This is a genomic window from Oryzihumus leptocrescens, assembly GCF_006716205.1.
GTDB lineage: Bacteria > Actinomycetota > Actinomycetes > Actinomycetales > Dermatophilaceae > Oryzihumus > Oryzihumus leptocrescens.
The window spans coordinates 2,922,783-2,948,489 of the sequence record NZ_VFOQ01000001.1; the positions used below are offsets into that span (position 1 = coordinate 2,922,783).

Below are 25,707 nucleotides of genomic sequence, written 5' to 3' on the forward strand. Positions count from 1 at the left end.
CCGCGCGACCGGCCGCGTGCCCGCGGCTAGGGTGAGGCTCACGTGCCCCCGCTTCACCTCCGGGCGCGACGAGCAGCACCGTCAGCACGGCACGTCCCGAAGCGAGGCACCATGACCCATCTGCACGCCGCACCGAGCCCGGACCTCGCCGAGGGGCCCGACGTCGCCGACGTCGTGCGCTCGGGCGCGTTCAGCACCCGGGTCCAGCCCGTCGTCGAGTGCGAGTCGGGCCGGCTGGTGGGCTACGAGGCGGTGCAGCGGGTCGAGGGCGACTCCACCCTCAGCGACCCGATCGCCCTGACCGAGGCGGTGGCCGCTCACCCTGCGGCCGACGTCGTGCGCTCGGGCGCGTTCAGCACCCGGGTCCAGCCCGTCGTCGAGTGCGAGTCGGGCCGGCTGGTGGGCTACGAGGCGGTGCAGCGGGTCGAGGGCGACTCCACCCTCAGCGACCCGATCGCCCTGACCGAGGCGGTGGCCGCTCACCCTGCGGCCGGCGAGCTGGACACGGCGCGGCGCCGGCACGCGATGGAAGCCGTCGCGGCGCTCGGCTTCGGCCACTCCGACTACACGCGGGTGTTCCTGGACGCCTGCGCCGAGTCGTTCGAGACGCTGCCGGACGACGACTGGTTGCGCGAGCGGCTCGTGCTCCAGCTGGACAGCCTGCGCGTGCTCACCCACCCTGCGACCTCGCTGCGGGTGGCCGAGCAGGCCCGTCGGCACGGCTGGACCGTCGCCCTTCGGGCGGTCGGCGCCACCCCGGCGACCCTCGCGACGCTGCCGCTGCTCGACCCCGAGGTCGTGCGACTCGACGCGAGCGTCCTGCACAGCCGCGACCTGCGCCACCAGGCCGACGTGCTCCACGCGGTCCGGGCGCACACCGCCGCGACCGGCAGCCTGGTGCTGGCTGAGGGCGTCACCACCCCGGCCGACGAGGGCACGGTGCGGATGCTCGGCGCCCACCTGGCGGCCGGCCCGCTCTACGACCCGCACGGGGAGCGCGCCGGGGCCCGGGGCGGGCTGACCGCGATGCTCGGCGGCCGGGCCGCCGCCCTGCTGGAGACCCACGACAGCCCCTACACCCTGGTCACCCGCAAGCACTCCCCGCGCATGGCGGACAAGCGCTTCCTGGTCGAGCTGAGCAAGACGCTGGAGGCCCAGGCGCTGGACGCCGACGGCGCCGCCATCGTGCTGTCCTCCTTCCAGGACGTGCGCCACCTCACCCCCTCCACGATCGGCCGCTACGAGCAGCTTTCCCGCACCGGGTCGCTGGTGGCCATGCTCGGCACCGGGGTCGACACCCCGCCGGTGGCCGGCGCGCGGCACGCCCCGCTCGACCCCGCCGACCCGCTGCAGCGGGAGTGGACGCTGGTCGTCATCACGCCGACCTGGGCGACCCTGCTCACGGCGCACGACTTCGGCGACACCGGACGACCCGAGGGCGACCGGCGGTTCAACTTCGTCCTCACCCACGACCGCGACCTCGCCGTGGCCGCGTCGCGCAGCCTGCTGTCGCGGGTCTGGGAGGGCCACCAGGACCCGCGGCCGCGCCGGGTCGGCCGCCGGCGGCGGATGGTCTCCTGACCCCCGCCCGGCATGCCGTCGTCCCGCGCACGGGTTCGGGCGATAGCCTCCGAACGTGTACTTCACCGACCGGGGCATCGAGGAGCTGGCGCAGCGACGGGGCGAGGAGGAGGTCAGCCTGGAGTGGCTGGCCGACCAGCTGCGGACGTTCGTCGACCTGAACCCCGAGTTCGAGACCCCCATCGAGCGCTTTGCCACCTGGCTGGCGCGGCTCGACGACGACGAGGACTGAGCAGCGTGAGCTTTGTGGACCACTTCGCCGACGAGGACGTGCACGACATCCCGACCGAGTTCGCCCCCACCACCGAGTTCCACGTGCCCGAGGGCCCGCGTGACATCGGGATGGTGTTCATCGGCGACTCCTACGTCGCCGGCTACGGCGACCCCAAGGGCCTGGGCTGGGTGTCCCGGGTCGTGGGCCGCACCTCGCACCCGGACGTGGACCTCACGGCATACAACCTGGGCGTGCGCGGCGACGCCTCCACGGACGTCCTGGCCCGCTGGGGTGCGGAGTGCCGTCCGCGCTGGACCGAGCGCGCGGAGCGCCGGCTGGTCATCGGGGTCGGCGCCAACGACGCGCGCAACGGCATGACGACCGCCCGCCTTCGGCTGTCCCTCGCCAACATCCTCGACGACGCCTCGGCTGCGGGCATCGCGACGTTCGTGGTCGGGCCGCCGCCCACGCTGGACCAGGACTTCAACGAGCGGCTCGAGGTCGTCGTCGAGGCCCAGGCCGACGTGTGCTCGCGCCGCTCGGTCCCCTACGTCGACTGCTTCCACCCCCTGCTGGGGCACGAGCAGTGGCAGGCCGACCTCTCGGCCGGCGACGGCTGGCACCCCGGGCAGGCCGGCTACGGCCTGATCGCCTGGCTGGTGCTGCACGGCGGCTGGGCCCGCTGGCTCCTCATCGAGGACTGACCTGACCATCGCGCACCACCGCGCGAACCACAACCAGCCACCTCGCCGAACTGGACGTTGCTGCCCCTTCACCGCGCGTGAAGGGGCAGCAACGTCCAGTTCGGCGTCTGCGGGCGGAGGCGCCCCCGTGGCGAGGTTCCGCGACACCCTTGCACTCGCGATACATCGCGATATAACGTGTCGCCACAAGACGCGATATAACGTGTCGGCAGACCTCAGCAAGGGAGCGGGGCATGGCACAGCAGTGGGAGATCGACGGACCCAAGGTCCTCGACATCGGCGGCGAGGGCGAGACCGTCCACCGGCTCAAGGTGGGCTTGGTCGGCGGTCACGTCGACATCGTCACGCACGACGACTCGAGCACGGCACGACTGGAGGTGCACGAGGTGGTGGGGCGGCCGCTGCAGGTCACCTGGACCGGCTCGACCCTGAGGGTCAGCCACGTCAAGGAGGACGCGGACAACCTGTTCGAGAGCCTCAAGCAGAGCTTCGCCTCCTTCGGCAACCGGCAGCTCCGCGCCCGCGTGAGCCTGTCGGTACCGGCCGCAGCCGAGGTCAGCGTGAGCACCGTCAGCGCGGACGCCCTCGTCAACGGGGTGCGCGCCGAGGTCAGGGCCAACACCGTCTCCGGGTCGCTGACCCTCGACGACATCGCCGGTGACGTCAAGGCCAACACGGTCAGCGGCGAGGTGGAGTGCCACGGCCTGGCCGGCAACTTCACCGGCAAGTCGGTCAGCGGTCCGGTCACGGTCCAGGCCAGCCGGCTCGGGGCGATCAAGCTCAACACGGTCAGCGGAGACATCGCGCTGGACCTCACCAGCGGAGCCGCCCAGATCAGCTCCAACTCGGTCTCCGGCGACGTCACGGTGCGCATCCCGGCGGGCGGCGGCTTCGACGTGACCGCACACACCGCCTCCGGCCAGGTCGTCATCGACGGCCGGCGGGTCACCATCCCGGGCTCGAGGCGACCGGGTGGTCAGCTCAGCGAAGGCGACCGGGCGCTGGCGATCAAGGCCAACGCGGTCTCCGGCAACGTCGTGATGCTGCGCGCCGCAACCAGCGGCACCCCGCAGGACACGCCACCGGAGACACCCCAGGACAGCCCCCGCGACACGCCCCAGGACGTGCCCGGCGACACCGAGAGCGCCGCCGGATGAGCCCGGTCTTCGCCCACGGCCAGCTGCGGCTCTACCTGCTCGCGCTGCTCGAGGAGGGACCGCGTCACGGCTACGAGATCATCCGGGCCCTGGAGGAGCGGTTCAACGGGCTCTACTCCCCCAGCGCCGGCACGGTCTACCCGCGCCTGGCCAAGCTCGAGGAGGAGGGGCTCGTCGAGCGCTCCGAGGAGGGCCGCAAGGCGACCTACCGGATCACCGACGCCGGTCGGGCCGAGGTGCAGGCCCGTCAGCTCGACCTCGCCGACCTGCAGCAGGACCTCGACCACTCGGTCCGCGAGCTGGCCCAGCAGGTGCGCTCACGCGTGCACGGCAGTGCCACCGACCTGCGGGCCGAGCTCAAGGCGGCAGCCAAGGAGGCCAGGGCCAACGCGACGCCCGCGGGCACGGCGTACGACGCGGCGTGGCCGCTGGGCGAGTGGGGCAACGGCCCCGCCGCCCGCGACATCGAGGCGGCGATCAACGCCTTCCGCCACGACGTGCGCGACGCCGTCCGGCGGGTGCAGGCCGACAGCCAGAAGCGGCAGGAGGTGCTCGACATCCTGCACGACGCCGCGGGCCGCATCCGGGAGGTGCTGCAGCGCCGCTGAGGCTCAGGTGGTGATGACGACCTTGCCGAAGAGGTCTCCGGCGACCATCTTCTCGAAGCCCGCGCGGGCGTCGGCGAGGGCGAACTCGGAGTCGACAGCCGGGGTGATCCCCCGGCTGTCGACCAACCGGGCCAGGCGCTCCAGCTCCTGGCGGTTGCCCATCGTCGACCCGATCACCCGCAGCTGCTTGAAGTAGATCTTGGTCAGCTCCGCCCTGGCCGGCGCGTCGCCGGAGGTGGCGCCGGAGATGACGACCGTGCCGCCGGGACGCAGCGAGTTGATGGAGTGCGACCAGGTGGCCGCGCCCACGGTCTCCATCACGGCGTCGACCCGCTCGGGCAGCCGCGCGCCGGGCTCGAAGACCGCGTCGGCCCCGATCTCGAGGGCCTTGGCCCGCTTCGCCTCGTCCCGGCTGGTGGCCCACACCCGGTAGCCCGTGGCCGCCCCGAGCTGCACCAGCGCGGTGGCCACTCCCCCGCCGGCGCCCTGCACCAGCACGGTCGCGCCGGGCGTCAGGCCGGCGCTGGAGAAGAGCATCCGGTATGCCGTGAGCCAGGCCGTGCTCAGGCAGGCAGCGGTGTGCCAGCCGAGCCCGGCCGGCTTGGGCACGAGGTTGGCCGTGGGCACGAGCACCTTCTCGGCGAGCGTGCCGTCGTGCAGCTCGGACAACAGGGTCCGGCGCGGGTCGAGGGTCTCGTCGCCGTGCCAGCCCTCGCTGGCGACCACCGCGTGGACGATGACCTCGTTGCCGTCCTCATCCAGGCCCGCGCCGTCGCACCCCAGCACCATCGGCAGCCGGTCGGCGGGCAGGCCGACGCCCTTGAGCGACCAGACGTCGTGGTGGTTCAGGCCGGCGGCCTTGAGCCTGACGACCGACCAGCCCGGGCGCGGCTCGGGATCGGGGCGCTCCCCGATCACCAGGCCCGACAACGGGTCGGAGGCGGACTGGCTGGCGGCATAGGCGGCGAGCATGTCCCGACCCTAGCCAAACCGGTCAGGCCAGGCCCGCCACGGCCGCGGCAACGGCCGGCGCACACCGCTCGTCGAAGACGCTGGGCACGATCTCCTCCGCGGTGGGCTCCTCGACCAGGTCCGCGATGGCATGGGCGGCCGCCACCTTCATCGCCTCGGTGACCTGCGGGACGCCGGTGTCGAGGGCGCCGCGGAAGATCCCCGGGAAGGCCAGCACGTTGTTGATCTGGTTCGGGAAGTCCGAGCGCCCGGTGGCGACCACCGCGGCATACCGGGAGGCGACCGAGGGGTGCACCTCCGGGTCGGGGTTGGCCAGGGCGAAGATGACCGAGCCCGGGGCCATGCGGGCGATGTCGGCCTCGGGCACCGAGCCGCCGGAGACGCCGATGAACACGTCGGCGCCCACGAGGGCGTCGGCGAGCGAGCCGGTCAGCCCGCGCGGGTTGGTCGTCGCGGCGAGGCGGTGCTTGTGCTCGGCCAGGTCCGAGCGGCGCGGGGAGATGATGCCGCGGGAGTCGCAGACGACGATGTCGCCGATGCCGGCCCGGCTCAGCAGCCGGGCCACGGCGACCCCGGCCGCACCGGCGCCGGAGATGACCACCCGCAGCGACGCCAGCGGACGGCCCACCACCCTGGCGGCGTTGACGAGCCCGGCGAGCACCACGATCGCGGTGCCGTGCTGGTCGTCGTGGAAGACGGGGATGTCGAGGCGCTCCTGCAGCCGGCGCTCGATCTCGAAGCAGCGCGGGGCCGAGATGTCCTCGAGGTTGATCCCGCCGTACGTGGGGGCGATCCGGGCGATGGCGTCGACGAGCTCGTCCACCGTGCCGGACTCCATGCACACCGGAACGGCATCGACGTCGGCGAAGTGCTTGAACAGCACCGCCTTGCCCTCCATCACGGGCATCGCTGCGAGCGGCCCGATGTCACCCAGACCGAGCACCGCGGTCCCGTCCGTGACCACCGCGACGGTGTTGCGGCGAGCGGTGTAGCGGGCCGCCAGCGAGGGGTCGGCCGCGATGGCACGGGAGACGTCGGCGACACCGGGGGTGTAGAGCAGGGACAGGTCACGCCGGTCACGCAGCGGCTTGGTGGCGGTGACCGCCAGCTTGCCGCCCTCGTGGGCGCGGAAGACCGGGTCGGACGGGTCGAACGCGTGGATCGGGAACGACGGGTGAGCAGACATGACACCTCTTCGACATGGAGCGAGCACGCAGGGAGATCAGAGAACTCGAAGCCTGGGTGGTGGCTACTGACACGTCGCGGGGGGTGGCCCGCTGCGTCCGATGGTGCCACAGGCCAGGCACACCGGCACACCGCCACCACCGGACTGTGACGCGGGTCGCGGTGGCGGCCAGTCGCGATCGAATGGGTATGCATGACCCTGCATGATGATGCGATAGCATCTCCCCGCGCGTCCGGACCAACCCGGACATGACCGGACTTCCGGACACCGCAGCCATCCCACGACCCGGGCGGGGTCACACCCGTGTCACGGAGGTGACTGAAGTCTCGCCCTGCGCAAATTGCGGGTGGCAGGATGATTCCGTCCGGCGTACATCAGTTTGAAGAGCTTCCACGAAGGAGCACCTCGATGACCCGTCCTTCCTCCCCTGTCCTCCGCGCCGCTGTCGGCGTCGCGGTGGCGAGCCTCGCCCTCAGCGCGTGCGGTTCGAACACCCTTTCGTCGGGCGGGTCAACCTCCAGCGGGCCGGCACCGACCGCGACCAAGAACGCCGCCCTGGCCGCCAAGCTCCCGGCCAAGATCAAGTCCTCGGGCGAGATCGTCATCGGCACTGACGCCACCTACGCCCCCAACGAGTTCCTGGCCACCGACGGCAAGACCGTCCAGGGCATGGACGTCGACCTGTTCAACGCCGTGGCCCAGGAGTTCGGCGTCAAGGCCAGGTTTGTGCCGGCCAACTTCGACTCGATCATCCTCGGCGTCGACAGCGGCAAGTACGACATGGGCATCTCCAGCTTCTCGATCACCGATGAGCGCAAGAAGCAGGTCAACATGGTCAGCTACTACACCGCGGGCACGCAGTGGATCGCCGCCAAGGGCAACCCGAAGAAGGTCAACCCCGACGACGCCTGCGGCCTCAACGTGGCCGTCCAGAAGGCCACCACCCAGCTCGACGACGTGACGGCGCGCAGCAAGAAGTGCACGAGTGCCGGCAAGAAGCCGATCAACATCATCGTCGAGGTCGGACAGGACAAGGTGACTGCCGACGTCACCAGCGGGAAGGCCGACGCGATGCTCGCCGACTCCCCCGTCGGGCTCTACGCCGTCAAGCAGACCGGTGGCGAGCTCGAGGCCGTCGGCTCGATCTACGACTCGGCGCCCTACGGCTACGTCATCCCCAAGAGCGAGACCGAGTTCGGCAACGCCCTGGTCGAGGCTCTCAAGCAGCTGGAGAGCTCCGGCGGCTACAAGCAGGCCCTGGCCAAGTGGGGCATCCAGACCGGCGCCATCAACAACTTCGCCCTCAACCCGTGATGAGTGCGACGACCGACACGAGCCGGCCGGGCGTGATCCACGCCCGGCCGGTGAGGCACCCCTGGCGCTGGGTGGCACTCGCCATCATCGCCGTGATGGTGGCCATGCTGCTCAGCTCGTTCCTCACCAACGACAAGTGGAACTTCCCCTTCGCACTCCAGGTGATGAATCAGAGCCCGGTGCTCGAGGGCCTCTACAAGGGCACCATCCTCGGCACTGTCGGCGCCATGATCATCGGCGTCATCCTCGGCGTCATCATCGCGATCATGCGCCTGTCCTCGAACCCGGTCCTGCGAGGCGTGTCGTTCGTCTACACCTGGTTCTTCCGCGCGATCCCCCGTTACGTCCTCCTGGTGATCATCGGCACCGGCCTGGGGTACCTCTACCACACCCTCGATGTCGGGGTGCCGTTCGGCAAGCAGATCGCCGGCGTGTTCGGCCTGCAGAGCGACCTGACCTTCTTCCACCTGACGACCGACGAGATCGTCGGCGGACTGGTGGGTGGCATCATCGGCCTCGGGCTGTCCGAGGCCGCCTACATGGCGGAGATCGCGCGCGCGGGCATCCTCTCGGTCGACGTCGGCCAGAGAGAGGCCGCCCAGGCGCTCGGCATGAGCAGCAGCAAGACCATGCGTCGCATCGTGCTCCCGCAGGCCATGCGGGTGATCGTGCCCCCGACCGGCAACGAGACCATCGCGATGGTCAAGGACACCTCGCTGCTGGTGGCCATCCCGGTGATCACCGAGCTCTTCTACCAGGCCAGTGCCATCGGCTCCCGCACGCTGAAGATCATGCCCTCCTACGTCGCAGCGACCGCGTGGTACCTCATCGTGTGCAGCGTGCTGATGGTCGGCCAGTCCTACCTGGAGCGCTACTTCGGCCGTGGCTTCGGCCAGAAGGCGCCGAAGACGAGGCGGTTTGCCCGGCCGGGTGGGGCGGGAGGCGCGTGATGACCACTGGGACAACGTCCACTCCGCTGGTCCACGCCCTCAACGTCAGCAAGGCCTTCCACGGCAACGAGGTCCTCAAGGGCATCGACCTGGACGTGCACAGGGGTCAGGTCGTCTGCCTGCTCGGCCCTTCCGGGTCGGGCAAGACGACGTTCCTGCGCTGCATCAACCAGCTGGAGTCGCTCGACGGCGGACGCATCTGGGTCGATGGCGACCTGATGGGCTACGAGGACCGGGGCGGCACGCTGCACGACCTCACCGACCGTGCCATCGCCGCACAACGCCGCAACATCGGCATGGTCTTCCAGCGGTTCAACCTCTTCCCGCACATGACCGCGGTGCAGAACATCATGGAAGCCCCGATCCAGGTCAAGGGAGAGAACAAGGCCAAGGCGCGAGAGAGGGCCATGACGCTGCTCGAGCGCGTGGGGCTGTCGGACAAGCCCGACGCCTACCCGTCCCAGCTCTCCGGCGGCCAGCAGCAGCGGGTCGCCATCGCTCGTGCACTGGCCATGAACCCCAAGCTCATGCTGTTCGACGAGCCCACCTCGGCGCTCGACCCCGAGCTGGTCGGTGAGGTCCTGGCCGTCATGCGCCAGCTGGCCCGCGACGGCATGACCATGATCGTCGTCACCCACGAGATGGTCTTCGCCCGCGAGGTGGCCGACCACGTGGTCTTCATGGACGGCGGCGTCGTCGTCGAACAGGGCGACCCGCGATCGGTCATCGACAACCCGCAGCACAACCGCACCCGGACCTTCCTCGGCAGGATGCAGGCCGAGTACAAGCCCGCGGTGGAGCACGTGCCGGACGTCATCCCCGGCACTGTCCCCAAGGCTCCGACGAGCGTCGACTGACGGTGCTGCGCCTCGGCATCGCCCTCGTGCGTGGTCGCTCCATGGAGCCGACCCTGCACGAGGGCGATCGCCTGCTCGTGCTGCACGGGGCGCGCGCCCGGGTGGGCCGGCTGGCCGTGGTCCGGCTGCCGCCCGGCCCTGACGGCCCGCGCCCGCTGGCGGTCAAGCGCGTGACCGGACGCGACCCCGGCGGCGGTGACGGCTGGTGGGTCGAACGCGACAACCCCCGCGAGGGCGTGGACTCCTGGCAGGTCGGCGCGATCCCCCCCGGCGACGTGCAGGCGCTGGTCCTCGGGCGGGTGCCCGGCCGCCGGGCGCTGGCCACGATGGCGCTCGGGACACTGCTGCTGAGCCGCCGTCGCCGACGGGGATGACGCGGGGTAGGTTGACCGGGTACGCCCGATCGTCCGCAGAAAGGGATCCCCGTGATGTTCTCCCGCTTGTTTGCCGCCCCGGTCGAGGTCAGCGCCCACTGCGACCTGCCCTGTGGTGTCTACGACCCCGCCCAGGCCCGCATCGAGGCCGAGTCCATCAAGGCGATCATCGCCAAGGTGGCCGACAACGACGACGCCGACTTCCGCGTCCGCGCGACCATCATCAAGGAGCAGCGTTCCGAGCTCGTGAAGCACCACCTCTGGGTGCTGTGGACCGACTACTTCAAGGCCCCGCACTTCGAGAAGTACCCCCAGCTGCACACCCTCTTCAACGAGGCCACCAAGCTGGCCGGCGCGACCGGCACCAAGGGTGAGTTCGACGCCGCCAAGGCCGACGAGCTGCTCGCCAAGATCGCCGAGATCGACACGATCTTCTGGGAGACCAAGAAGGCCGCCTGAGCCTTCGGCCACCAGACGAAGGGCCGCCGCACCCCTGGGGTGCGGCGGCCCTTTCGCGTGTATGCCGGGTGGCCGCCCCGGGTGCGCCGCGCACCCAGGACGGACCACCCGGCATACCGGGCTCACTTCAGGTAGACGATGCCGTCCGTGGTGATCGTCGGCCGGCCGGCGGTGGCGAGGTTGACCACCTTGACCGTGTGCGTGGCACTGGTCGACCAGGTCCTGGCCCAGATCGCGTTGCGGTAGAGGGCCGTGCTGGAGCGGAGGTCGACCGTGGCCACCTTGACCCCGTCGACGTAGACCGCGGCCTGGCCCGAGCTGGAGGCCCGGGACACGACCCAGGCCACCGACCTCCCGGTGAACTTCCAGGTCAGCGAGGCGTTGAGGGCGCTGGTGGACAGCGAGTAGCCGCCGAGGTAGCTGCTGCTGCTGCGGGAGGTCCAGCTGCCGCTGCGCACCGCCGAGGTCTCCTGCAGGATCGCCGGCGTGACCACCGTCGAGGCTGACCCCGTGTTACCTGCCGCGTCGGTCGCCTTGAGGGCGAACGTGGTGCTGACGCCCGGGCGGGCCGCCGTGGCCCACGACGTCGTCGTGGGTGCGAAGGTCGCCGCCGACGGCGCTGTCGCCTGCACCTGCCGGAGCAGGGCGTTGTCGGACGCCTTCCACACCAGCGTCATCGGCGCGGACGTCGAGGCGACCGTGCCGCCGCGGAGCCCGGCATACGGCCTGGTGGGGAACGTCGGCGCGGCGGTGTCGCCCACGACCGTGCTGGCCCCCGAGGTGGCCGCCTTGCCGGTGAACTGCGTGGCGCGGACTGCGACCGTGTGTTTGCCCGGCGTGAGGGTGGCCTGCAGCGAGGTGGCGCCGGTGGTCGAGGTCGCGGCGACGGTCCCGTCGACGAGCAGCTCAGAGCGGGAGACCAGGGCGAGCGGGCTGCCAGCGGTCCAGCTGACCGTGACCGGGCCGCGGGTGTAGTACGTGCCGCTTACGGCCGTCGCACCGGAGATGCCGGTGATGCGCACGCCCGAGGGCGGACCGGCAGCCCAGGTGCGCAGCGTCGGCAGCTGGGCATAGACCCCGTCGCCGGGGCACTGCGTGGCGAAGCCGTCACGGTGCCCGGAGAGCGCCTGGAAGGTGTAGGTGTTTCCGTGGACGAACCGGGGCGGGGTCTCGGTGGTGGTGTCGCCGCGGTAGGTGAGCACCTGGCCGGTCTGGTCCGCCGTGTAGCGCGCGAAGCCGAGCTTCCAGGCCACGAGCCGGGCGATGCTCTGCTCGGCCGCACTGCTGGCGCCGGCGGTGCCGGTGTAGGTGCCGATCACGGCGATGCCGGCGCTGTCGGTGTTGAACCCGTAGGTCTGGGCGCCGATGACCGGCTGGTCCATGCCGCCGTAGCGGCCCTCCCAGAGCTGGCCGCACTTGTCGACGAGGAAGTTGTAGCCGATGTCGTCCCAGCCCATGGTGTCCACGTGGTACGCGTAGATGCTGCGGATCACGGCTTTGGACCCGTTCGGCCCGTCGGCGCCGTTGGTGCCCGGGCCACACGTGTAGTCGTTCGCGCCGTCAGTGTGGTGGACGAAGACGACCTTGACCGCCGTCCCGTAGTCCGGGGACGCCGTGCGTCGCTTGGTCTCGTCCGCACCCCAGTCGGCGCGCGTGGCGATCGGCGGCATGGGCGCGGTCGAGGTGGCCGGCGGGGGCGTCGTCGTGCTCGTCGTGGTGCTCGGCGCGGTGGTGGTCGTCGACGAGGCCGTGGTCGGCGGCGCCGTTGTCGTCGAGGCCGTGGACGTGTCCGTCGAAGTGGTCGCCGTGGCCGTGTCCGTCGTCGAGCTGGACGTGCCCGTGCCCGTGGCCGTGTCGGTGGAGGTGCTGGTTGTCGCCGTGTCCGTCGATGTCGCGGTCGCCGTGTCAGTGGCGGACTGGACGAAGGCCATGTTGGCCACCCGGGCGCCACCGGCGTGGCCCGGGTCGACCAGCGCCAGCTTCATGCCAGCCGGCAGCTGCCGGCTCGGCTTGCCGGCGACCCGCAGCTGCACCCCGTTGGACGGGCCGACCCACAGCGGGGCTGTGCCGCCGCGCGCCTTCGCGCCCTCACTGCCGTCCGGTGCGTCCTCACCCTGCGGGTTGACGGCGTGCCAGCCGGACCACTGGCCGGAGGAGGCGGACCGCACCCGCACCTCGACGGTGCCGTCGAGCCGGGTGCGCGCCTGGTCCCACGTCACGCCCACGAGGCTGAACGGCTTCGTGGCGCGTTGCGGCACGTCCACCCGGGAGCTGCCCGGGGTGGCGCTCAGCGCCACCTGCTCGACGTCGGCGTGCACCGGGCCGCGCACCGGCGCCCACGACATGGCCGGGGCGCCGTGCCGCGGGGACGCCACGGCCGTCAGGCAGCCCGTCACGACCGCGGCCGCCAGTCCGGCACCCAGAATCGTCTTGCGCTTGGAAAGCCTTGCCACTGAAGGGAGTTCCCGCCCCACCAAACCCTCACTCTCACGCTGCCAGGGCAGCGCGAGATCGCTGCCGCTGCAGCATAGGGCCTTCCGGACAAACCGGACGGTCACATTTCGGACGCGCGCATCCCACCACCCCGGGAGCCGGAAGAGTACGGTGCCCCCGCGGCTGCCCGCCGCAGTCGATCACCGCCGTGGAGGTCCTCATGGATCATGACGAGATCCATCGCACTGCACCCCCGGCCCGGACCGGTCTCATGGTCCTCGCCGGGATCCTCGTGGCCGCACCGATCCTGGCCCTGGTGTGGGTGTCGAGCTATGCCAAGGACGGGCCGCAGCTGGGCGGCTTCCCGTTCTTCTTCTGGTACCAGCTGCTCTGGGTCTTCCTGACCTCGGGCTGCACCTACGCCGCCTACCGCATCGTGCTGGCGGCGCGGCCGCACCGACCGATGGACGGCGGAACCACACCTGAGCGTGAAGGGGCACTGCGATGACCCACAGCCTGGCCACTGCCTCGGGGAGCAGCACCGGCGTCAACGGCGTCGCCCTGACCGTGCTCATCATCGTGTTCGTCGCCGTCACGGTCATGGGCTTCATGGCCACGCGCTGGCGCCGCCCGAAGAGCATGTCCAGCCTCGACGAGTGGGGCCTCGGAGGCCGCGGCTTCGGCACGTGGGTCACCTGGTTCCTGCTGGGAGGCGACCTCTACACGGCATACACGTTCGTCGCGGTCCCCGCGGCGATGTTCGCCACCGGGGCGGTCACCGGCTTCTTCGCGGTGCCCTACACGATCGTGCTCTACCCGATCATCTTCGTCTTCCTGTCCCGGCTGTGGTCGGTCAGCCACCGGCACGGCTACGTCACGGCGGCCGACTTCGTCCGCGGCCGCTACGGCTCGCGCGGGCTGTCGCTGGCGGTCGCCCTCACCGGCATCCTCGCGACGATGCCGTACATCGCGCTGCAGCTGGTCGGCATCCAGGCGGTGCTCGAGGTCATCGGCCTCGGTGGCTCCGGCAACACGCTGGCCAAGGACCTGCCGCTGCTCATCGCCTTCGCGGTGCTGGCGGCCTACACCTACTCCAGCGGCCTGCGCGCCCCGGCGATCATCGCCTTCGTCAAGGACACCCTGATCTACCTGGTCATCATCGTCGCCGTGATCTACCTGCCGTCGAAGTTCGGCGGCTGGGGCCACATCTTCGACGCGGCGCAGACCAAGATGGCCAAGCCCAACCCGGCCACCGGCAAGCCGACGGGGTCGTTCATCCCGACGGACAAGCAGTTCTGGGCCTACGCCACCCTCTCGCTGGGGTCGGCGCTGGCGCTGTTCATGTACCCCCACTCGATCACCGGCGTGCTGTCGTCCAAGTCCCGCAACACGATCCGGCGCAACGCCTCGATCCTGCCGGCCTACAGCTTCGTGCTGGCCCTGCTGGCGCTGCTGGGCTGGGTCGCGATCGCGGCCGGCACCAAGCCGATCGGCCTGGACGGCAAGCCCAACGCCCAGCTGGTCATCCCCCAGCTGTTCGAGGACTCGTTCCCGTCCTGGTTCGCCGGCGTGGCCTTCGCGGCCATCGCGGTCGGCGCGCTCGTCCCGGCGGCGATCATGTCGATCGCGGCGGCGAACCTGTTCACCCGCAACGTGTATCGCGAGTGGTTGCGTCCCGACGCCAGCCACGAGCAGGAGGCCAAGGTCAGCAAGCTGGTCTCGCTGCTGGTGAAGTTCGTCGCGCTGATCTTCGTCCTGACGATGGACAAGCAGAACGCCATCAACTTCCAGCTGCTCGGTGGCATCTGGATCCTTCAGACGTTCCCCGCCGTCGTCTTCGGCCTCTACACCCGCTGGTTCCACCGATGGGCGCTCCTGGCCGGCTGGGCGGTCGCGATGGTCTACGGCACCATCACGGCCTACAACCAGGTCAACCCCGTCACCGGGCAGCACTTCGGCACATCGGTGGCCACGATCGAGGGCATCGGCCAGATGGGCTACATCGCCTTCACCGCCTTCATCCTCAACATCGTGGTCGCCGCCGTGATCACGCTGCTGCTGCGGGCGGTCAAGGCGCCGGAGGGGGAGGACGCCACGATCAAGGGTGACTACTTCGCCGACGCCGGCGACCCCAAGGTCAGCGACCTGCCAGAGCTCGTGCACTGACCGGCGGGGCGAGAGCCCCGGGTCCGGACGCAGCAAACGGCCCGAACCAGCCTGCACCACAGGCGGGGTTCGGGCCGTTTGCTGCGTCCGGTGGGCCGCCGCTGGGTCAGTGGACACCGCGGCCGAGGACACGGGTCAGGGAGTCCACGACGCGAGGGTCGTACTCGTAGCCGAGACCGAGGTGGATCCGCTCGACTGCCGCATCCCGGCGGGAGGGCGCCGGGCTGTCGCCGACGAGGTCGTCAAAGGCATTGACGACCTTGATGATCCGGCTGGCCAGCGGGAGGTCCTCGCCGAACTCGCGCACCTGCCTGAACGGCGTGGTCTGCGCCTCCATGATCCTCGCGACCTTGTCGAGCACGCCGGTCTGCCGGACGATCTCGGCGCCGTCGTTGGCAATCCGGCGCTGGTCGGCCGGCGCCGCCATGACGGTCGCTCCCCCGGGGATCGGCTCGCGCAGGGCGACCTGGCCGATGTCGTGCAGCAGCGCGGCGTACTCCAGGTCCACGGCGTCACGCTCGGACATGCCCAGGTCGCGACCCATCGCGAGCGAGACGGTAGCCACGCGCAGCGCGTGCCCGTGCTCGGTGTAGCCCGCCAGCTCGGTCAGCCGGGACAGCGACCGGATGGTCTGGCGGTAGGTCGCGCGCACCGACGCGTAGCGGCGCACCGCGAACTGGGTCAGCACCAGGGGGAAGAGGAACAGCGGGATCGCGATGACGCCCAGCGGACGCTCGGCCAGGGCGATGAGGGCACCGGTCGTCGACAGGGCCGTGGCCAGGCCAGAGGCCGCTCGGAGCTCGTCGCTGAGCACCCGGGGGAAGCGTGCGTGGTCCCGGGCGGCGCGCGCAGCCGCAGCGAGGACCGCCTCGACGAGCAGCGCGACGAGGGTCACCAGGAGCATCGCGACAGCCACCAGCCACCGCGGCACCGTGGTGTCGAGTGCCACCTGGACCAGCGTCCGCCCCTCCGCCAGGGGCACCTCGCGGAAGAGCACCGCGGCCACCGCGACGCTGAACAGGCGGGTGGTCAGGTCGGAGACGCGCACCAAGCGTCCCCTCATCAGGTGCGGCGCGACTCCAAACCCCATCGCGAACGCCGTCGTCGCGACGACGAGCGCGGCGCTGATGTCGGCGGGCTCGCCGCGTTGCGCCTCGCTGGTGATCGCGAACGCGAAGGCCGCCGCCGTCGCGATCGGCGCCGACTCACGGCTGCCGGGAAGGTCGATGCGCAGCAGCTCGCCGGTCGCAATCGCCGCGATGAAGGCCCCAACCAGGAGCGGACCAGGGAGGGGAACCTCTCTCCAGGCATGCGCCGTGACAGCGACCGCGAGCAGGACCAGCGCGGCGCCAGCCAGGGCGAGCACCCGTTCGACGGCGACCGCGGGCGTCCGCCGCGTCATCGGGTCACCTCCTGTCGCAGTGGAGCCTGGCGGGCGGCAGCACGGTCGGCACGCGCCGCGAGCGTGTCGCTCTCGACCGGGTCGTCATGGTCGTAGGTGCCGGCGTGGCCGGCGAGCGTGTCGGGGTCGACCTCGGCCCGCTGCCACGACTGGCGCGCCAGAGCCCGTTCCAGGGCGGCCACGATTGCCGGGTCCAGGTGGGTGCCGGAGCGGGCCCGCAGCTCCGCCAGGGCGTCCTCGACGGGCAGCGCCGGACGGTCAGGCCGGGTGGTGGTCAGCGAGTCGAACGCATCCGCGACGGCGATGATGCGCGCGAACTCCGGGATGTCCGTGCCGCTGAGCCCGGCCGGGTAGCCGCGGCCGTCGAACCGTTCGTGGTGGTGGCGGATGCCCTCCACTGACTCCTGGAGGAAGTCGATGTCGCGGACCATCTCCACGCCACGGACGGCGTGCATCGCCACGGTTTCCAGCTCGTCGTCGGAGAGCGGGCCGGACTGGCGCAGCAGCCGCGAGGGGATGCCCAGCTTGCCGATGTCGTGCAGCATGCCGGCGTAGCGCAGCGCCTCCGTGCGGCGCTGGCCCAGGGCCATCGCCCCGGCGATGCGCTCACAGAGGGAGGCGATGCGCTCGCTGTGGCCGCGGGTGAACGGGTCCTTGGTCTCCACCGCCGTCACCAGGGCGCTGAGTGTGCGTTCGTGGGCGCGCTGCTCCTCGCCGTACTGCACGAAGGCCCACCGCGCGACGAACAGCGGCGCGAGGACGAGGACCGCCGAGAACGGCCCGACCTGCGCCGGGATCCACAGGATGACGAAGAGGTAGCCGATGACGCCGTAGCCGATGTAGGCCGGGCCGGAGGAGGAGAGCATGCCGGGCACGAACCTGCGCAGTGGTACGCCCTGGGACAGGTTGACGATGCCGCCGAGCACAAGAGCGTTGACGAGGCACTGGGCTACGTCCGCGACCATCAGCGGGAAGAAGACCTTGGTGAGGAGTGGCAGCACCCCCGCCGCGGCGCTGATGTGGACGATCCCTCCTGCGAGGAGGTAAGCCAGACCACCCACCGCGCCGATGATCGAGGCCATGCCGGTGTTGAACAACCGCGCGTCCAGCCGCTGGCGCCGCAGCTCGAGGGCAGGGGTCACCAGGCCCACGATGGCGGCCCCGGCCGGGCCGACCACGGCCACCGAGGTCAGCAGGATGATGCTGGTGAAGGTGAACGTGACCTGGGACTTGATGTGCCCCGCACGGCGCCACGAGCTGAGGGTGCCCATGGCGCACAGGACGACCAGGGCGACGCCCATGTCGGGCACCGGGAAGGAGCGCCAGCACAGCGCGGCCAGCCCGGCAGCCGCGAGGAAGACGAGTGAGATGTAGACCCGCACACCGGCAGGGGCGCCGCCGCTGCTCGCGGGGCGCCCCTGCCTGGAAGTCATGGCACCAAACCTAGTGCCAATGGTGTGCTCAGATCTCGAAGTCGGTGCCCTCGGCGTTGGGGGTCCACCACCAGATGCCCTCCGGGGCCGGGGTCGAAACCGCGCGGCCGTCCCAGCTCTGGGTCGCGTCCTTGGTCAGCATGGACTCGAGAACCTTGGCGATGGTCTTCATGGTGGAACCCTTTCCGGAGGCACTGCACGCAGGGGAGTGTTCGTGGTTCGGCCTGGGCCGAAGCGGAGGAGGTGGGGCCCCGTGTCCTTCGCTCTGAGGAGATCGTGTCACCGGATCGAGCTGGGACTTCCAAGCCTGACCATCCCCATACGCCCGCGGTGCGGGCATGGCGAAAGAACCCCTGGCCTTACGCGCATTTGCCCTCATTGAGGTCGATTTGCGTAATTTTGCCACGACGGCTGGTGATCGTCGAGCCCCCCGGCCCGGAAGCCGGTCCACCCCCATGTGCCGGCTGTGCGAGAATAGCGCCGTACGCGCCCCGATGGGCGCGTTAGCCATACCCGAATTTGGAGCTGACATGAGCAAGCGCGCCCGCAAGCGCCGCTCCCGCAAGGGCAACGCCGCCAACCACGGCCGCAAGCCCAACGCCTGAGCCGCGTAGCACACACGTCGAAGGCCCCTTCACCGACTGGTGAGGGGGCCTTCGTGCGTTCCGCGCCCGGGCGGCTGGCAGGTCAGTCGGACAGCTCGACCCGAACGGTCGTGATACGCGCCATGATCTGGGTGCGCAGCTCGGTGGGCGCCTGCTCGCACGCACAGGAGCGACGGACCAGCGCCTTGAGCATGTGGTCCAGGTCGTACTCCTTCAGGCAGGGGCCGCACTCCTCGAGGTGCTGCTTGATCTTGGCGCAGTCGTCGGGGCCCATCTCGCCGTCGAGGTAGTCATAGACCTTGAGCAGGACCTCGGAGCAGTCCGTGTCGTGGTGGTTGCCACAGCTCATGACGTCGCCTCCTCGCGCACGAAACCACGCTCGAGGGCGTAGTCGGTGAGCAGCTCACGCAGCTGGCGGCGGCCGCGGTGCAGGCGCGACATGACCGTCCCGATCGGGGTGTCCATGATCTCTGCGATCTCCTTGTAGGCGAAGCCCTCGACATCGGCAAGGTAGACGGCCAGCCGGAACTCGTCGGGGATCTCCTGCAGGGCGCGCTTGACGTCGCTGTCCGGCAGGTGGTCGAGGGCCTCGGTCTCGGCCGAACGCAGGCCGCTGGAGGTGTGGGACTCCGCGCGCGCGAGCTGGTAGTCCTCGACCTCGGCGGCGTCGGACTGCAGCGGCTCGCGCTGCTTCTTGCGGTAGGTGTTGATGTAGGTGTTGGTGAGGATGCGGTACAGCCAGGCCTTGAGGTTGGTGCCGGGCTTGTACTGGTGGAAGGCCGCGTAGGCCTTCGCGAAGGTCTCCTGGACGAGGTCCTCGGCGTCGGCCGGGTTGCGGGTGGTGCGCAGCGCCGCGCTGTAGAGCTGGTCCAGGAACGGCATCGCCTCGGCCTCGAACCGGGCCGCGCGCTGCTCCGGTGTCTCGGTGCTCACGTCGACCGGAGGGGTCGTCGCGCGCGCCGCGGAGGTGTGCTGGTCATCAGTCATTGCGCCCCAGCCTAGTGCGGGGGTCGCTGCGCGCCGGGCCGGGCGCTCGCTGCCTGATCCCAGGCCCAGCTGCGGCCCGTCGGTCACGGGGGCCAGCTCGGTCAGAAACACGAGGGGCGTCTCCTTCTCGTCGAGGTCGCAGTGGTCAACACCGGCGCCCTCGGCGGGCATTCCCCGAGGTCAGCCCAGCCGGGCGGCCAGCCACGCCCGGGCGGCGTCGAGCACCCCGGGCGCGCCCTTGGCGAACCCGTGTGCGCCGGCGACCCGGACCACCTCGGGAGCCTCCCCCAGCGCGGCGCGCACCTCCTCCGGCCCGCCGAACGGGTCGGTCTCCCCCTGGATGACGAGCAGCGGCGTCCCCGCGCCGGTCACCTCGAGCGCCTCCTGGGCCCGGGACTTCTCCGGCCGGCCCGGCGGGTGCAGCGGGAAGGCCAGGGCGAGCACGGCGTCGGCCCCGACCGCGGCGGCCGTGCGGCACGCGACGCGGGCGCCGGCGCTGCGGCCGCCGACCACCAGCGGGTGCGGCAGAGCAGCCCGGCCCCGGGTGAGCGCCGCCAGCACCGCCAGCCATGCCTGGTCCAGCTGCCCGGGCGGCGCGGCGACGCGGCGGCCGGCGACCCGCCAGGGCTGCTCGACGAGGGCCACGGCCCAGCCCTCGTCGGCGAGCGCGGTGAGGGCGAGCAGGTCGGGCGCCTCGACCCCGCCGCCGGCGCCGTGGCCGAGGACCAGCGAGCCCCGGGCGTGCGGTGCCCGGGTGAGGTGGACGCGCGCCGGGCCGACCGGCGTCTCGACCTCCCGGACGCTCGCGCGGGCCCCCGTCATCCGCCGATGACCTCTCCGGTGACCGGGTCGACGACGCCGACGAGCTGCTCCCGGCCGACCGGCCGCAGCAGGTCCGGGCCGTTGTTGCGCGTGGCGTTGACCGCGGTGCTGATCGGGTAGGCGTCGAGGCGGCCGGGCTGGTGGAACGCCAGCAGCTCGCGGACCGTGTCCTCGTCGGTCAGCGTGGGGTCCAGCCAGCGGCCCCAGTCCTCGCGCTCGAGGATGAGGGGCTGCCGGTCGTGGATGCGGTCCAGGCCGGGGTCGGCGTCGGTGGTGATCACGGTGAACGTGGTGAGCCAGGCGTCGGGGTCGTCGGGGTCGGCGACCGCCTTGTCCCGCCAGAACTCGTAGAGGCCGGCGATCGCCAGCGGCTGCCCATCGGCGCGGTGGATGAAGAACGGCTGCTTGCGGGGCTTGCCCTTGGCGTCGGTCGCGGTCGGGCTGACCTGCCACTCGTAGTAGCCCTCTGCCGGGACCAGGCAGCGCCGCGCCTTCGCCGCGCGGGCGTAGGAGGGCTTCTCCAGCACGCTCTCCGCGCGGGCGTTGGCCATCCGCTGCCCGACCTTGACGTCCTTGGCCCAGCTGGGGACCAGCCCCCACGTGAGCAGCCGCAGCTGGCGCACGGGGGCCGGCTTCTCGGCATACGTCTCGTCCGTGCCCTGGCGCGGCACCCGGGTGAGCACGACGGGTGCCTGCTTGGTCGGCGCCATGTTGTAGTCCGGCGTGCGCGGCGGTGGCTCCTGCGGGCGGGCCAGCACGCTGCGCGCGGGCTCGGCGGTGCGGTCCTCCTCGACCTCGAACTCCTCGACGAGGTCCTCCGGTCGCGCGCTCGCCGCGTATCTGCCGCACATGACGCCCAGCCTAGGAGCGCAGCGGCGTGCGCGAGCAACTACGGTGGACCCGGACGGACTCAGCCACCACCAGCACGAGGAGAGACGATGACCGTGGTTCGCCGGATCGCACGCCCCATGCTCGCGGCCATGTTCATCCAGGGTGGCCTGGACGCCTTGCGCCACCCCGCGGCCAAGGCCGAGAAGGCCGCGCCGGTGGTCAACGCCATCGCGCAGCCGCTCGGCCTGCCCAACGACCCCGAGCTGATGGTGCGGGCCAACGGCGCCGCCCAGGTGGCTGCCGGCAGCCTGCTCGCGCTGGGCCGGGTCCCGCGGCTGGCCGCCCTGGTGCTCGCCGGGAGCCTGGTGCCGACCACGTATGCCGGCCACGCGTTCTGGACCGTCGAGGACCCGGCGGCCCGGGCCCAGCAGCGCACCCACTTCGTCAAGAACGTCGGCCTGCTCGGCGGGCTGCTGCTCGCCGTGGTCGACACCGCCGGCAAGCCCGGCCTGTCCTGGCGGGCCAGGCGCGCCGCGAAGGACACCGCCCGGGCGACCTCGCTCGGCCGGCGCGAGGCCCGCCACGCGGCCCGCGCCGCGCGGCGGGAGGCCAGGCTCGCCGCGAGCCGGGCCCATGACGCCCTGACCTGACCCCACCCCCTCGAAGGAAGACCGTGAACGACCCCGCCCATCGGCCCGCAGACTGGCCCTCCCTGCACGTCACCGGACCGGTCAACGCGACCGTCGCCCTCCCGGGCAGCAAGTCGCTCACCAACCGCTTCCTCGTCCTCGCCGCGCTGGCCAACGGCACCTCGCGGCTGCGCCGCCCGCTGCGCTCGCGCGACACCCTGCTGATGGCCGCGGCGCTGCGCTCGCTCGGCGCGACGGTCGAGGACTTCCCCGGCGACGACGCCGAGTCGGCGGACTGGGTCGTCACCCCGGCCACCCTGACCGGTGGGACGACCGTGGACTGCGGCCTGGCCGGCACCGTCATGCGGTTCCTGCCGCCGGTGGCCGCCCTCGCCGCCGGACCGGTGGCCTTCGACGGCGACTCCCGCGCCCGGCAGCGGCCGATGGCCCCGGTCATCGACGCCCTGCGCACCCTCGGGGCCACGATCGAGGACGACGGCCGTGGCCGGCTCCCCTTCTCCGTCAACGGCACCGGCCGTATGCCGGGTGGCTCGGTGACGCTGGACGCCTCCGAGAGCTCGCAGTTCGTCTCGGCGCTGCTGCTGGCCGGCGCGCGATACGAGCAGGGCGTGACCGTCCACCACGACGGCAAGCCGGTGCCGAGCGAGCCGCACATCCGGATGACCGTGGAGGTGCTGCGCGACGCCGGCGTGGTGGTGGACGACAACGACCCCGACACGTGGCGGGTCGAGCCCTCGGAGATCAACTCCCTCGAGGTCCAGGTCGAGCCGGACCTGTCCAACGCCGGGCCGTTCCTCGCGGCCGCCGTGGTCACCGGGGGCACCGTGCACGTCCCGGGCTGGCCGCAGCACACCACCCAGGCCGGCGACGCGCTGCGCGACATCTTCGACGCCATGGGCGCGGACGTGACGCTGGACCGAAGCGGGCTCACCGTGACCGGCTCGGGCACGGTCAACGGGCTCGACGTCGACCTGCACGACGCCGGCGAGCTGGCGCCGGTCGTCGCGGCGGTGGCGGCCCTGGCCGACTCCCCGTCGTGGCTGCGCGGCATCGCCCACCTGCGAGGCCACGAGACCGACCGACTGGCCGCCCTGGCCACGGAGATCAACGCGCTCGGCGGCTCGGTCACCGAGACCGAGGACGGCCTGCGCATCGTGCCGCAGCCGATGCGCGGCGGGCTGTTCCGCACCTACGACGACCACCGGATGGCCATGGCCGCCGCGGTCCTCGGGCTGCGGGGGCCCGGCGTCGTCATCGAGAACGTCGCCACCACCGACAAGACGCTGCCCGGCTTCACCGACCGCTGGTCGCGGATGATCGGCCTCGAGGTGACCCCCGCGGCGATCGACGCCACGGCCCAGCCCACCATGACGGGTGGCGCGTGAGCCCACGCTCCCGGCGCATCTCGGCCGGGGACTACGACGAGAGCCACGTCCGGATCCGGCCCAACCGCCGGGGCTCGCGCCCGCGCTCGAAGGACCGTCCGGCCCACGCCGACGCCGTCCCCGGGTTCGTGCTGGGCGTCGACCGGGGCCGCTACACCGTGCTGGTCGAGGAGCACACGGTGACTGCGATGAAGGCGCGCGAGCTCGGGCGCAAGGGCATCGTCGTCGGTGACCGCGTGGGCCTCGTGGGCGACACCTCCGGCTCCCCCGACGCCCTCGCGCGGATCGTGCGCGTGGAGGACCGCACGTCGGTGCTGCGTCGCACCGCGGACGACAGCGACCCGGTGGAGCGGGTCATCGTCGCCAACGCCGACCAGCTGGTCGTCGTCTCAGCGCTGGTCAACCCCGAGCCGCGCCCCCGCCTGATCGACCGGTGCCTCGTCGCGGCCTATGCCGCCGGCCTGGACCCTCTGCTGGTGCTGACCAAGGCCGACCTGGCCGACCCGGCGGACTTCCTGGCCAACTACGCCCCGCTGGCGGTGCCCTACGTCGTGACGTCGCAGGACGCCGAGACGGGCCAGCTGGGGGGCCTGGAACCGTTGCGGGAGAAGCTCACCGGGCGGGTGAGCGTGTTCGTCGGGCACTCCGGCGTGGGCAAGTCGACCCTGGTCAACGCCCTCGTGCCGGGCACCGACCGCGCCACAGGCGTCGTCAACGTCGTGACCGGCCGGGGCCGGCACACCTCGACCTCGGCGGTGGCCCTGGCGCTGCCCTCCGGCGACGGTTGGGTGGTCGACACCCCCGGCGTGCGCTCGTTCGGGCTGGCGCACGTCGACCTCACGCGGATCATCCACCACTTCCCCGACCTCGAGCCGGGCACCGACCAGTGCCCGCGCGGCTGCACGCACGACGAGGAGGAGTGCGCCCTCGACGAGTGGGTGGCCCAGGGCAAGGCCGGCCCGGCAGGGCCCTCACGCCTGGAGTCGTTGCGCCGGCTGCTGCGCGCCCGCAGCGGCTCCGAGTCCGGCGAGCACGACACCACCGCGCGGGCGTAGCCGCCCCGGCGAGCTGGACCTTGGTGCCCCTTCGCGGGCGCCGAAGGGGCACGAAGGTCCAGCTCGGCGCGCAGGTGGCATGGGGCGCCGAGGCGGCGACCGGTCGCAGGTCAGCGGTTGGTGCTGGCGATGATGCCTTCCACACGGCGTCGGCGCCGGTGTGCCCGACGCGGATCGTCCACCACGTCACCAGCGCCGCGGCCACGAACGTCAGCGCTGCGGCCAGGCGCGAGGACCCCCCGCGGGCGTCGCGGGTGAGGGCCACGACGACCGATGCGGCGAACAGTCCCAGCGCGAACCAGATGAGGTCCCTGCCGATGGCGGCGTGCTCGGCCGCGATCTGCCCGCCGAGCCGGCGCTGCAGCGCCTCACCGCTCTGCCGAGCCACCAGCGTCACGAGCACCATGGCGAAGTCGGCGGCGACCACCAGCCACGCCACGCGCGCCCGCCAGCGGGGGACGAACGCGACAACCATCGTGACCAGCGCCATCAACGGCAGCAGGACCACGACCGCGTGCACCACGAGCGAGTGGACGGGTAGTCCGAGGACCGTGTCGAACATGGCGCTCACCCCTTCGGCCTGGGCCCTGCCTGCGTCTCAACGAGGTTACGCGAGGACGCCGGGCCGCAGTCCCCGTTGCGGGTCACCACGAACCGCGCGCGGGCCTGCTTCACAGCCGGGTCCCGGGGTGCCTGACGCGCCGCCGGCGGTCCCGGACGCTAGCGTGACCGCGTGCCGACCTATGACGACGACCTGCGCCTTGCGCACGTGCTTGCCGATGCCGTCGAGCGGGTGACCATGGAGCGCTTCCGGGCGGAGGACCTCGTCGTCGAGTCCAAGCCCGACCTCACGCCCGTGACCGACGCCGACCGGGCGGCCGAGGAGATGGTGCGCCACCAGCTCAAGCGCACCCGCCCCCGCGACGCCGTCGAGGGCGAGGAGTTCGAGACGACCGGGCACGGGCCCCGCCGCTGGGTCATCGACCCGATCGACGGCACCAAGAACTTCGTCCGGGGGGTGCCCGTCTGGGCCACCCTCATCTCCCTGGTCGACGAGGGCCAGCCGGTGCTGGGCCTCGTCTCCGCCCCGGCGCTCAACCGACGCTGGTGGGCCGCGACCGGCTCGGGCGCCTGGACCGGGCGCAGCCTGTCCTCGGCCCGGCGCGTCCACGTCTCCCGGGTCGGCGACCTGGCCCACGCGTCCCTGTCCTACTCCAGCCTCACCGGCTGGCGCGAGATCGGCCGGCGCGAGCAGTTCCTCGACCTCACCGACCAGTGCTGGCGCACCCGCGCGTACGGCGACTTCTGGTCCTACATGCTCGTGGCCGAGGGCGCCGTGGACATCGCCGCCGAGCCCGAGCTCGCCGTGCACGACATGGCTGCCCTGGTGCCCATCGTCACCGAGGCCGGCGGCCGGTTCACCTCCCTCGACGGGCAGGACGGCCCCTGGGGCGGCAACGCCGTCGCCACCAACGGGCTGCTGCACGACGAGGTGCTGCGCCGCCTCGCCTGACTCCCCCACCACCGCGGACCCGCGAGGTGGGGCCTGCGTCCGGTGGGCC

At 71.8% G+C, this 25,707-nt stretch carries 27 protein-coding genes and 1 pseudogene; 17 read left to right on the plus strand and 11 right to left on the minus strand.

All coding sequences use genetic code 11. The features are described from left to right. Positions 1 to 111 precede the first annotated feature (111 nt). From FB474_RS13690 to FB474_RS13705, 5 genes are all read left to right on the plus strand, one after another. Positions 112 to 1,581: an EAL domain-containing protein gene (locus FB474_RS13690; protein ID WP_141789155.1), complete on the plus strand. Its 1,470-nt coding sequence runs from the start codon at positions 112 to 114 to the stop codon at positions 1,579 to 1,581. Positions 1,582 to 1,636: 55 nt separating this feature from the next. Continuing rightward, positions 1,637 to 1,813 carry a DUF6104 family protein gene (locus FB474_RS20800; protein WP_185746166.1) on the plus strand — a complete coding sequence of 59 codons (177 nt, stop codon included), beginning with the start codon at positions 1,637 to 1,639 and terminating at the stop codon, positions 1,811 to 1,813. A 5-nt stretch (positions 1,814 to 1,818) separates the two neighbouring features. Then, positions 1,819 to 2,499 (plus strand): GDSL-type esterase/lipase family protein, encoded by a 681-nt coding sequence (locus FB474_RS13695; protein WP_246092182.1) that lies wholly within the window; start codon positions 1,819 to 1,821, stop codon positions 2,497 to 2,499. Between the two features lie 233 nt (positions 2,500 to 2,732). After that, positions 2,733 to 3,656: a DUF4097 family beta strand repeat-containing protein gene (locus tag FB474_RS13700; protein WP_141789156.1), complete on the plus strand. Its 924-nt coding sequence runs from the start codon at positions 2,733 to 2,735 to the stop codon at positions 3,654 to 3,656. Next, positions 3,653 to 4,264 (plus strand): PadR family transcriptional regulator, encoded by a 612-nt coding sequence (locus FB474_RS13705; protein WP_141789157.1) that lies wholly within the window; start codon positions 3,653 to 3,655, stop codon positions 4,262 to 4,264. Before FB474_RS13700 ends, FB474_RS13705 begins: the two co-directional genes overlap by 4 nt. Positions 4,265 to 4,267: 3 nt before the next feature. On the opposite strand, the gene FB474_RS13710 is transcribed toward FB474_RS13705, so the two are convergent. Together FB474_RS13710 and FB474_RS13715 are read right to left on the minus strand one after the other, a co-directional pair. Further along, complete coding sequence (locus tag FB474_RS13710; RefSeq protein ID WP_141789158.1) at positions 4,268 to 5,236, minus strand: zinc-binding dehydrogenase; 969 nt, start codon at positions 5,234 to 5,236, stop codon at positions 4,268 to 4,270. 22 nt (positions 5,237 to 5,258) lie between these two features. Continuing rightward, positions 5,259 to 6,422: an NAD(P)-dependent malic enzyme gene (locus tag FB474_RS13715; protein WP_141789159.1), complete on the minus strand. Its 1,164-nt coding sequence runs from the start codon at positions 6,420 to 6,422 to the stop codon at positions 5,259 to 5,261. A gap of 408 nt (positions 6,423 to 6,830) precedes the next feature. Here FB474_RS13715 and FB474_RS13720 point away from each other — a divergent pair, with 408 nt between their 5' ends. The 5 genes from FB474_RS13720 to sodN all read left to right on the plus strand — a co-directional run bounded on the left by FB474_RS13720 (position 6,831) and on the right by sodN (position 10,376). After that, positions 6,831 to 7,736 carry an ABC transporter substrate-binding protein gene (locus tag FB474_RS13720; protein WP_141789160.1) on the plus strand — a complete coding sequence of 302 codons (906 nt, stop codon included), beginning with the start codon at positions 6,831 to 6,833 and terminating at the stop codon, positions 7,734 to 7,736. 95 nt (positions 7,737 to 7,831) lie between these two features. Beyond that, positions 7,832 to 8,686 carry an amino acid ABC transporter permease gene (locus FB474_RS13725; RefSeq protein ID WP_246092183.1) on the plus strand — a complete coding sequence of 285 codons (855 nt, stop codon included), beginning with the start codon at positions 7,832 to 7,834 and terminating at the stop codon, positions 8,684 to 8,686. Further along, the gene (locus FB474_RS13730; RefSeq protein WP_141789162.1) at positions 8,686 to 9,543 is read left to right on the plus strand and encodes an amino acid ABC transporter ATP-binding protein; all 858 of its coding nucleotides are present in this window, start codon (positions 8,686 to 8,688) and stop codon (positions 9,541 to 9,543) included. The genes FB474_RS13725 and FB474_RS13730 overlap by 1 nt, the downstream gene beginning before the upstream one ends. Positions 9,544 to 9,584: 41 nt before the next feature. Then, a complete protein-coding gene (locus FB474_RS13735) occupies positions 9,585 to 9,917 on the plus strand; it encodes a S24/S26 family peptidase (protein ID WP_141789163.1) in 333 nt (110 codons plus the stop codon). Positions 9,918 to 9,971: 54 nt separating this feature from the next. Further along, the gene (gene sodN, locus FB474_RS13740) at positions 9,972 to 10,376 is read left to right on the plus strand and encodes a superoxide dismutase, Ni (RefSeq protein WP_141789164.1); all 405 of its coding nucleotides are present in this window, start codon (positions 9,972 to 9,974) and stop codon (positions 10,374 to 10,376) included. Positions 10,377 to 10,498: 122 nt separating this feature from the next. On the opposite strand, the gene FB474_RS21360 is transcribed toward sodN, so the two are convergent. Then, on the minus strand, positions 10,499 to 12,751 hold the full coding sequence (locus FB474_RS21360; protein ID WP_221632534.1) for an N-acetylmuramoyl-L-alanine amidase: 2,253 nt from the start codon (positions 12,749 to 12,751) through the stop codon (positions 10,499 to 10,501). A 278-nt stretch (positions 12,752 to 13,029) separates the two neighbouring features. On the opposite strand from FB474_RS21360, the gene FB474_RS13750 reads away from it, so the two are divergent. After that, entirely contained in the window at positions 13,030 to 13,317 is a 288-nt protein-coding gene (locus FB474_RS13750; protein ID WP_221632535.1) for a DUF3311 domain-containing protein, read from the plus strand. Further along, entirely contained in the window at positions 13,314 to 14,975 is a 1,662-nt protein-coding gene (gene mctP, locus FB474_RS13755) for a monocarboxylate uptake permease MctP (protein ID WP_141789165.1), read from the plus strand. The genes FB474_RS13750 and mctP overlap by 4 nt, the downstream gene beginning before the upstream one ends. Positions 14,976 to 15,081: 106 nt before the next feature. On the opposite strand, the gene FB474_RS13760 is transcribed toward mctP, so the two are convergent. Genes FB474_RS13760 through FB474_RS20805 form a run of 3 tightly spaced genes read right to left on the minus strand, consistent with a single transcriptional unit; the run spans position 15,082 to position 17,982 of the window. Continuing rightward, the gene (locus FB474_RS13760) at positions 15,082 to 16,377 is read right to left on the minus strand and encodes an HD-GYP domain-containing protein (protein ID WP_141789166.1); all 1,296 of its coding nucleotides are present in this window, start codon (positions 16,375 to 16,377) and stop codon (positions 15,082 to 15,084) included. Then, complete coding sequence (locus FB474_RS13765; protein WP_141789167.1) at positions 16,374 to 17,810, minus strand: HD-GYP domain-containing protein; 1,437 nt, start codon at positions 17,808 to 17,810, stop codon at positions 16,374 to 16,376. The genes FB474_RS13760 and FB474_RS13765 overlap by 4 nt, the downstream gene beginning before the upstream one ends. Before the next feature lie 28 nt (positions 17,811 to 17,838). Further along, positions 17,839 to 17,982, minus strand: a complete 144-nt coding sequence (locus FB474_RS20805) for a hypothetical protein (RefSeq protein ID WP_185746167.1) — start codon at positions 17,980 to 17,982, stop codon at positions 17,839 to 17,841. Positions 17,983 to 18,340: 358 nt separating this feature from the next. On the opposite strand from FB474_RS20805, the gene FB474_RS21490 reads away from it, so the two are divergent. Beyond that, positions 18,341 to 18,415, plus strand: a complete 75-nt coding sequence (locus tag FB474_RS21490; RefSeq protein ID WP_369791897.1) for a 50S ribosomal protein bL37 — start codon at positions 18,341 to 18,343, stop codon at positions 18,413 to 18,415. Positions 18,416 to 18,497: 82 nt separating this feature from the next. On the opposite strand, the gene rsrA is transcribed toward FB474_RS21490, so the two are convergent. The 4 genes from rsrA to FB474_RS13785 form a co-directional block, all read right to left on the minus strand. After that, positions 18,498 to 18,764 carry a mycothiol system anti-sigma-R factor gene (gene rsrA / locus FB474_RS13770; protein WP_141789168.1) on the minus strand — a complete coding sequence of 89 codons (267 nt, stop codon included), beginning with the start codon at positions 18,762 to 18,764 and terminating at the stop codon, positions 18,498 to 18,500. Then, positions 18,761 to 19,402 carry a sigma-70 family RNA polymerase sigma factor gene (locus FB474_RS13775; RefSeq protein ID WP_141789169.1) on the minus strand — a complete coding sequence of 214 codons (642 nt, stop codon included), beginning with the start codon at positions 19,400 to 19,402 and terminating at the stop codon, positions 18,761 to 18,763. Before FB474_RS13775 ends, rsrA begins: the two co-directional genes overlap by 4 nt. A 180-nt stretch (positions 19,403 to 19,582) precedes the next feature. Continuing rightward, the gene (locus FB474_RS13780) at positions 19,583 to 20,224 is read right to left on the minus strand and encodes an alpha/beta hydrolase family protein (protein ID WP_141789170.1); all 642 of its coding nucleotides are present in this window, start codon (positions 20,222 to 20,224) and stop codon (positions 19,583 to 19,585) included. After that, on the minus strand, positions 20,221 to 21,075 hold the full coding sequence (locus FB474_RS13785) for an SOS response-associated peptidase (protein WP_141789171.1): 855 nt from the start codon (positions 21,073 to 21,075) through the stop codon (positions 20,221 to 20,223). The genes FB474_RS13780 and FB474_RS13785 overlap by 4 nt, the downstream gene beginning before the upstream one ends. An 87-nt stretch (positions 21,076 to 21,162) precedes the next feature. Here FB474_RS13785 and FB474_RS13790 point away from each other — a divergent pair, with 87 nt between their 5' ends. The 3 genes from FB474_RS13790 to rsgA are packed head-to-tail and all read left to right on the plus strand — an operon-like array spanning position 21,163 to position 24,145. Next, positions 21,163 to 21,705 carry a DoxX family protein gene (locus tag FB474_RS13790; protein ID WP_141789172.1) on the plus strand — a complete coding sequence of 181 codons (543 nt, stop codon included), beginning with the start codon at positions 21,163 to 21,165 and terminating at the stop codon, positions 21,703 to 21,705. Between the two features lie 23 nt (positions 21,706 to 21,728). Next, positions 21,729 to 23,090, plus strand: coding sequence for a 3-phosphoshikimate 1-carboxyvinyltransferase (aroA, locus tag FB474_RS13795; RefSeq protein WP_141789173.1), 1,362 nt, complete (start codon positions 21,729 to 21,731; stop codon positions 23,088 to 23,090). Then, a complete protein-coding gene (gene rsgA, locus FB474_RS13800) occupies positions 23,087 to 24,145 on the plus strand; it encodes a ribosome small subunit-dependent GTPase A (protein ID WP_425465308.1) in 1,059 nt (352 codons plus the stop codon). Before aroA ends, rsgA begins: the two co-directional genes overlap by 4 nt. 148 nt (positions 24,146 to 24,293) lie before the next feature. Here the strand turns inward: rsgA and FB474_RS21495 are convergent. Beyond that, positions 24,294 to 24,707: pseudogene (locus FB474_RS21495) on the minus strand (DUF2231 domain-containing protein); the annotation flags it as partial. A 171-nt stretch (positions 24,708 to 24,878) separates the two neighbouring features. Between FB474_RS21495 and hisN the strand changes: the two are divergent. Beyond that, positions 24,879 to 25,658: a histidinol-phosphatase gene (gene hisN, locus FB474_RS13805; protein ID WP_141789174.1), complete on the plus strand. Its 780-nt coding sequence runs from the start codon at positions 24,879 to 24,881 to the stop codon at positions 25,656 to 25,658. Positions 25,659 to 25,707 lie beyond the last annotated feature (49 nt).

Excerpts from the sequence above, each read along its gene's own strand:
- FB474_RS13690 (WP_141789155.1), top strand. The coding sequence starts at position 112 with ATGACCCATCTGCACGCCGCACCGAGCCCGGACCTCGCCGAGGGGCCC.
- FB474_RS13700 (WP_141789156.1), top strand. The coding sequence starts at position 2,733 with ATGGCACAGCAGTGGGAGATCGACGGACCCAAGGTCCTCGACATCGGC.
- FB474_RS13705 (WP_141789157.1), top strand. The coding sequence starts at position 3,653 with ATGAGCCCGGTCTTCGCCCACGGCCAGCTGCGGCTCTACCTGCTCGCG.
- FB474_RS13710 (WP_141789158.1), bottom strand. The coding sequence starts at position 5,236 with ATGCTCGCCGCCTATGCCGCCAGCCAGTCCGCCTCCGACCCGTTGTCG.
- FB474_RS13715 (WP_141789159.1), bottom strand. The coding sequence starts at position 6,422 with ATGTCTGCTCACCCGTCGTTCCCGATCCACGCGTTCGACCCGTCCGAC.
- FB474_RS13720 (WP_141789160.1), top strand. The coding sequence starts at position 6,831 with ATGACCCGTCCTTCCTCCCCTGTCCTCCGCGCCGCTGTCGGCGTCGCG.
- FB474_RS13725 (WP_246092183.1), top strand. The coding sequence starts at position 7,832 with ATGGTGGCCATGCTGCTCAGCTCGTTCCTCACCAACGACAAGTGGAAC.
- FB474_RS13730 (WP_141789162.1), top strand. The coding sequence starts at position 8,686 with ATGACCACTGGGACAACGTCCACTCCGCTGGTCCACGCCCTCAACGTC.
- FB474_RS13735 (WP_141789163.1), top strand. The coding sequence starts at position 9,585 with ATGGAGCCGACCCTGCACGAGGGCGATCGCCTGCTCGTGCTGCACGGG.
- sodN (WP_141789164.1), top strand. The coding sequence starts at position 9,972 with ATGTTCTCCCGCTTGTTTGCCGCCCCGGTCGAGGTCAGCGCCCACTGC.
- FB474_RS13750 (WP_221632535.1), top strand. The coding sequence starts at position 13,030 with ATGGATCATGACGAGATCCATCGCACTGCACCCCCGGCCCGGACCGGT.
- mctP (WP_141789165.1), top strand. The coding sequence starts at position 13,314 with ATGACCCACAGCCTGGCCACTGCCTCGGGGAGCAGCACCGGCGTCAAC.
- FB474_RS13760 (WP_141789166.1), bottom strand. The coding sequence starts at position 16,377 with ATGACGCGGCGGACGCCCGCGGTCGCCGTCGAACGGGTGCTCGCCCTG.
- FB474_RS13765 (WP_141789167.1), bottom strand. The coding sequence starts at position 17,810 with ATGACTTCCAGGCAGGGGCGCCCCGCGAGCAGCGGCGGCGCCCCTGCC.
- FB474_RS20805 (WP_185746167.1), bottom strand. The coding sequence starts at position 17,982 with ATGAAGACCATCGCCAAGGTTCTCGAGTCCATGCTGACCAAGGACGCG.
- rsrA (WP_141789168.1), bottom strand. The coding sequence starts at position 18,764 with ATGAGCTGTGGCAACCACCACGACACGGACTGCTCCGAGGTCCTGCTC.
- FB474_RS13775 (WP_141789169.1), bottom strand. The coding sequence starts at position 19,402 with ATGACTGATGACCAGCACACCTCCGCGGCGCGCGCGACGACCCCTCCG.
- FB474_RS13780 (WP_141789170.1), bottom strand. The coding sequence starts at position 20,224 with ATGACGGGGGCCCGCGCGAGCGTCCGGGAGGTCGAGACGCCGGTCGGC.
- FB474_RS13785 (WP_141789171.1), bottom strand. The coding sequence starts at position 21,075 with ATGTGCGGCAGATACGCGGCGAGCGCGCGACCGGAGGACCTCGTCGAG.
- FB474_RS13790 (WP_141789172.1), top strand. The coding sequence starts at position 21,163 with ATGACCGTGGTTCGCCGGATCGCACGCCCCATGCTCGCGGCCATGTTC.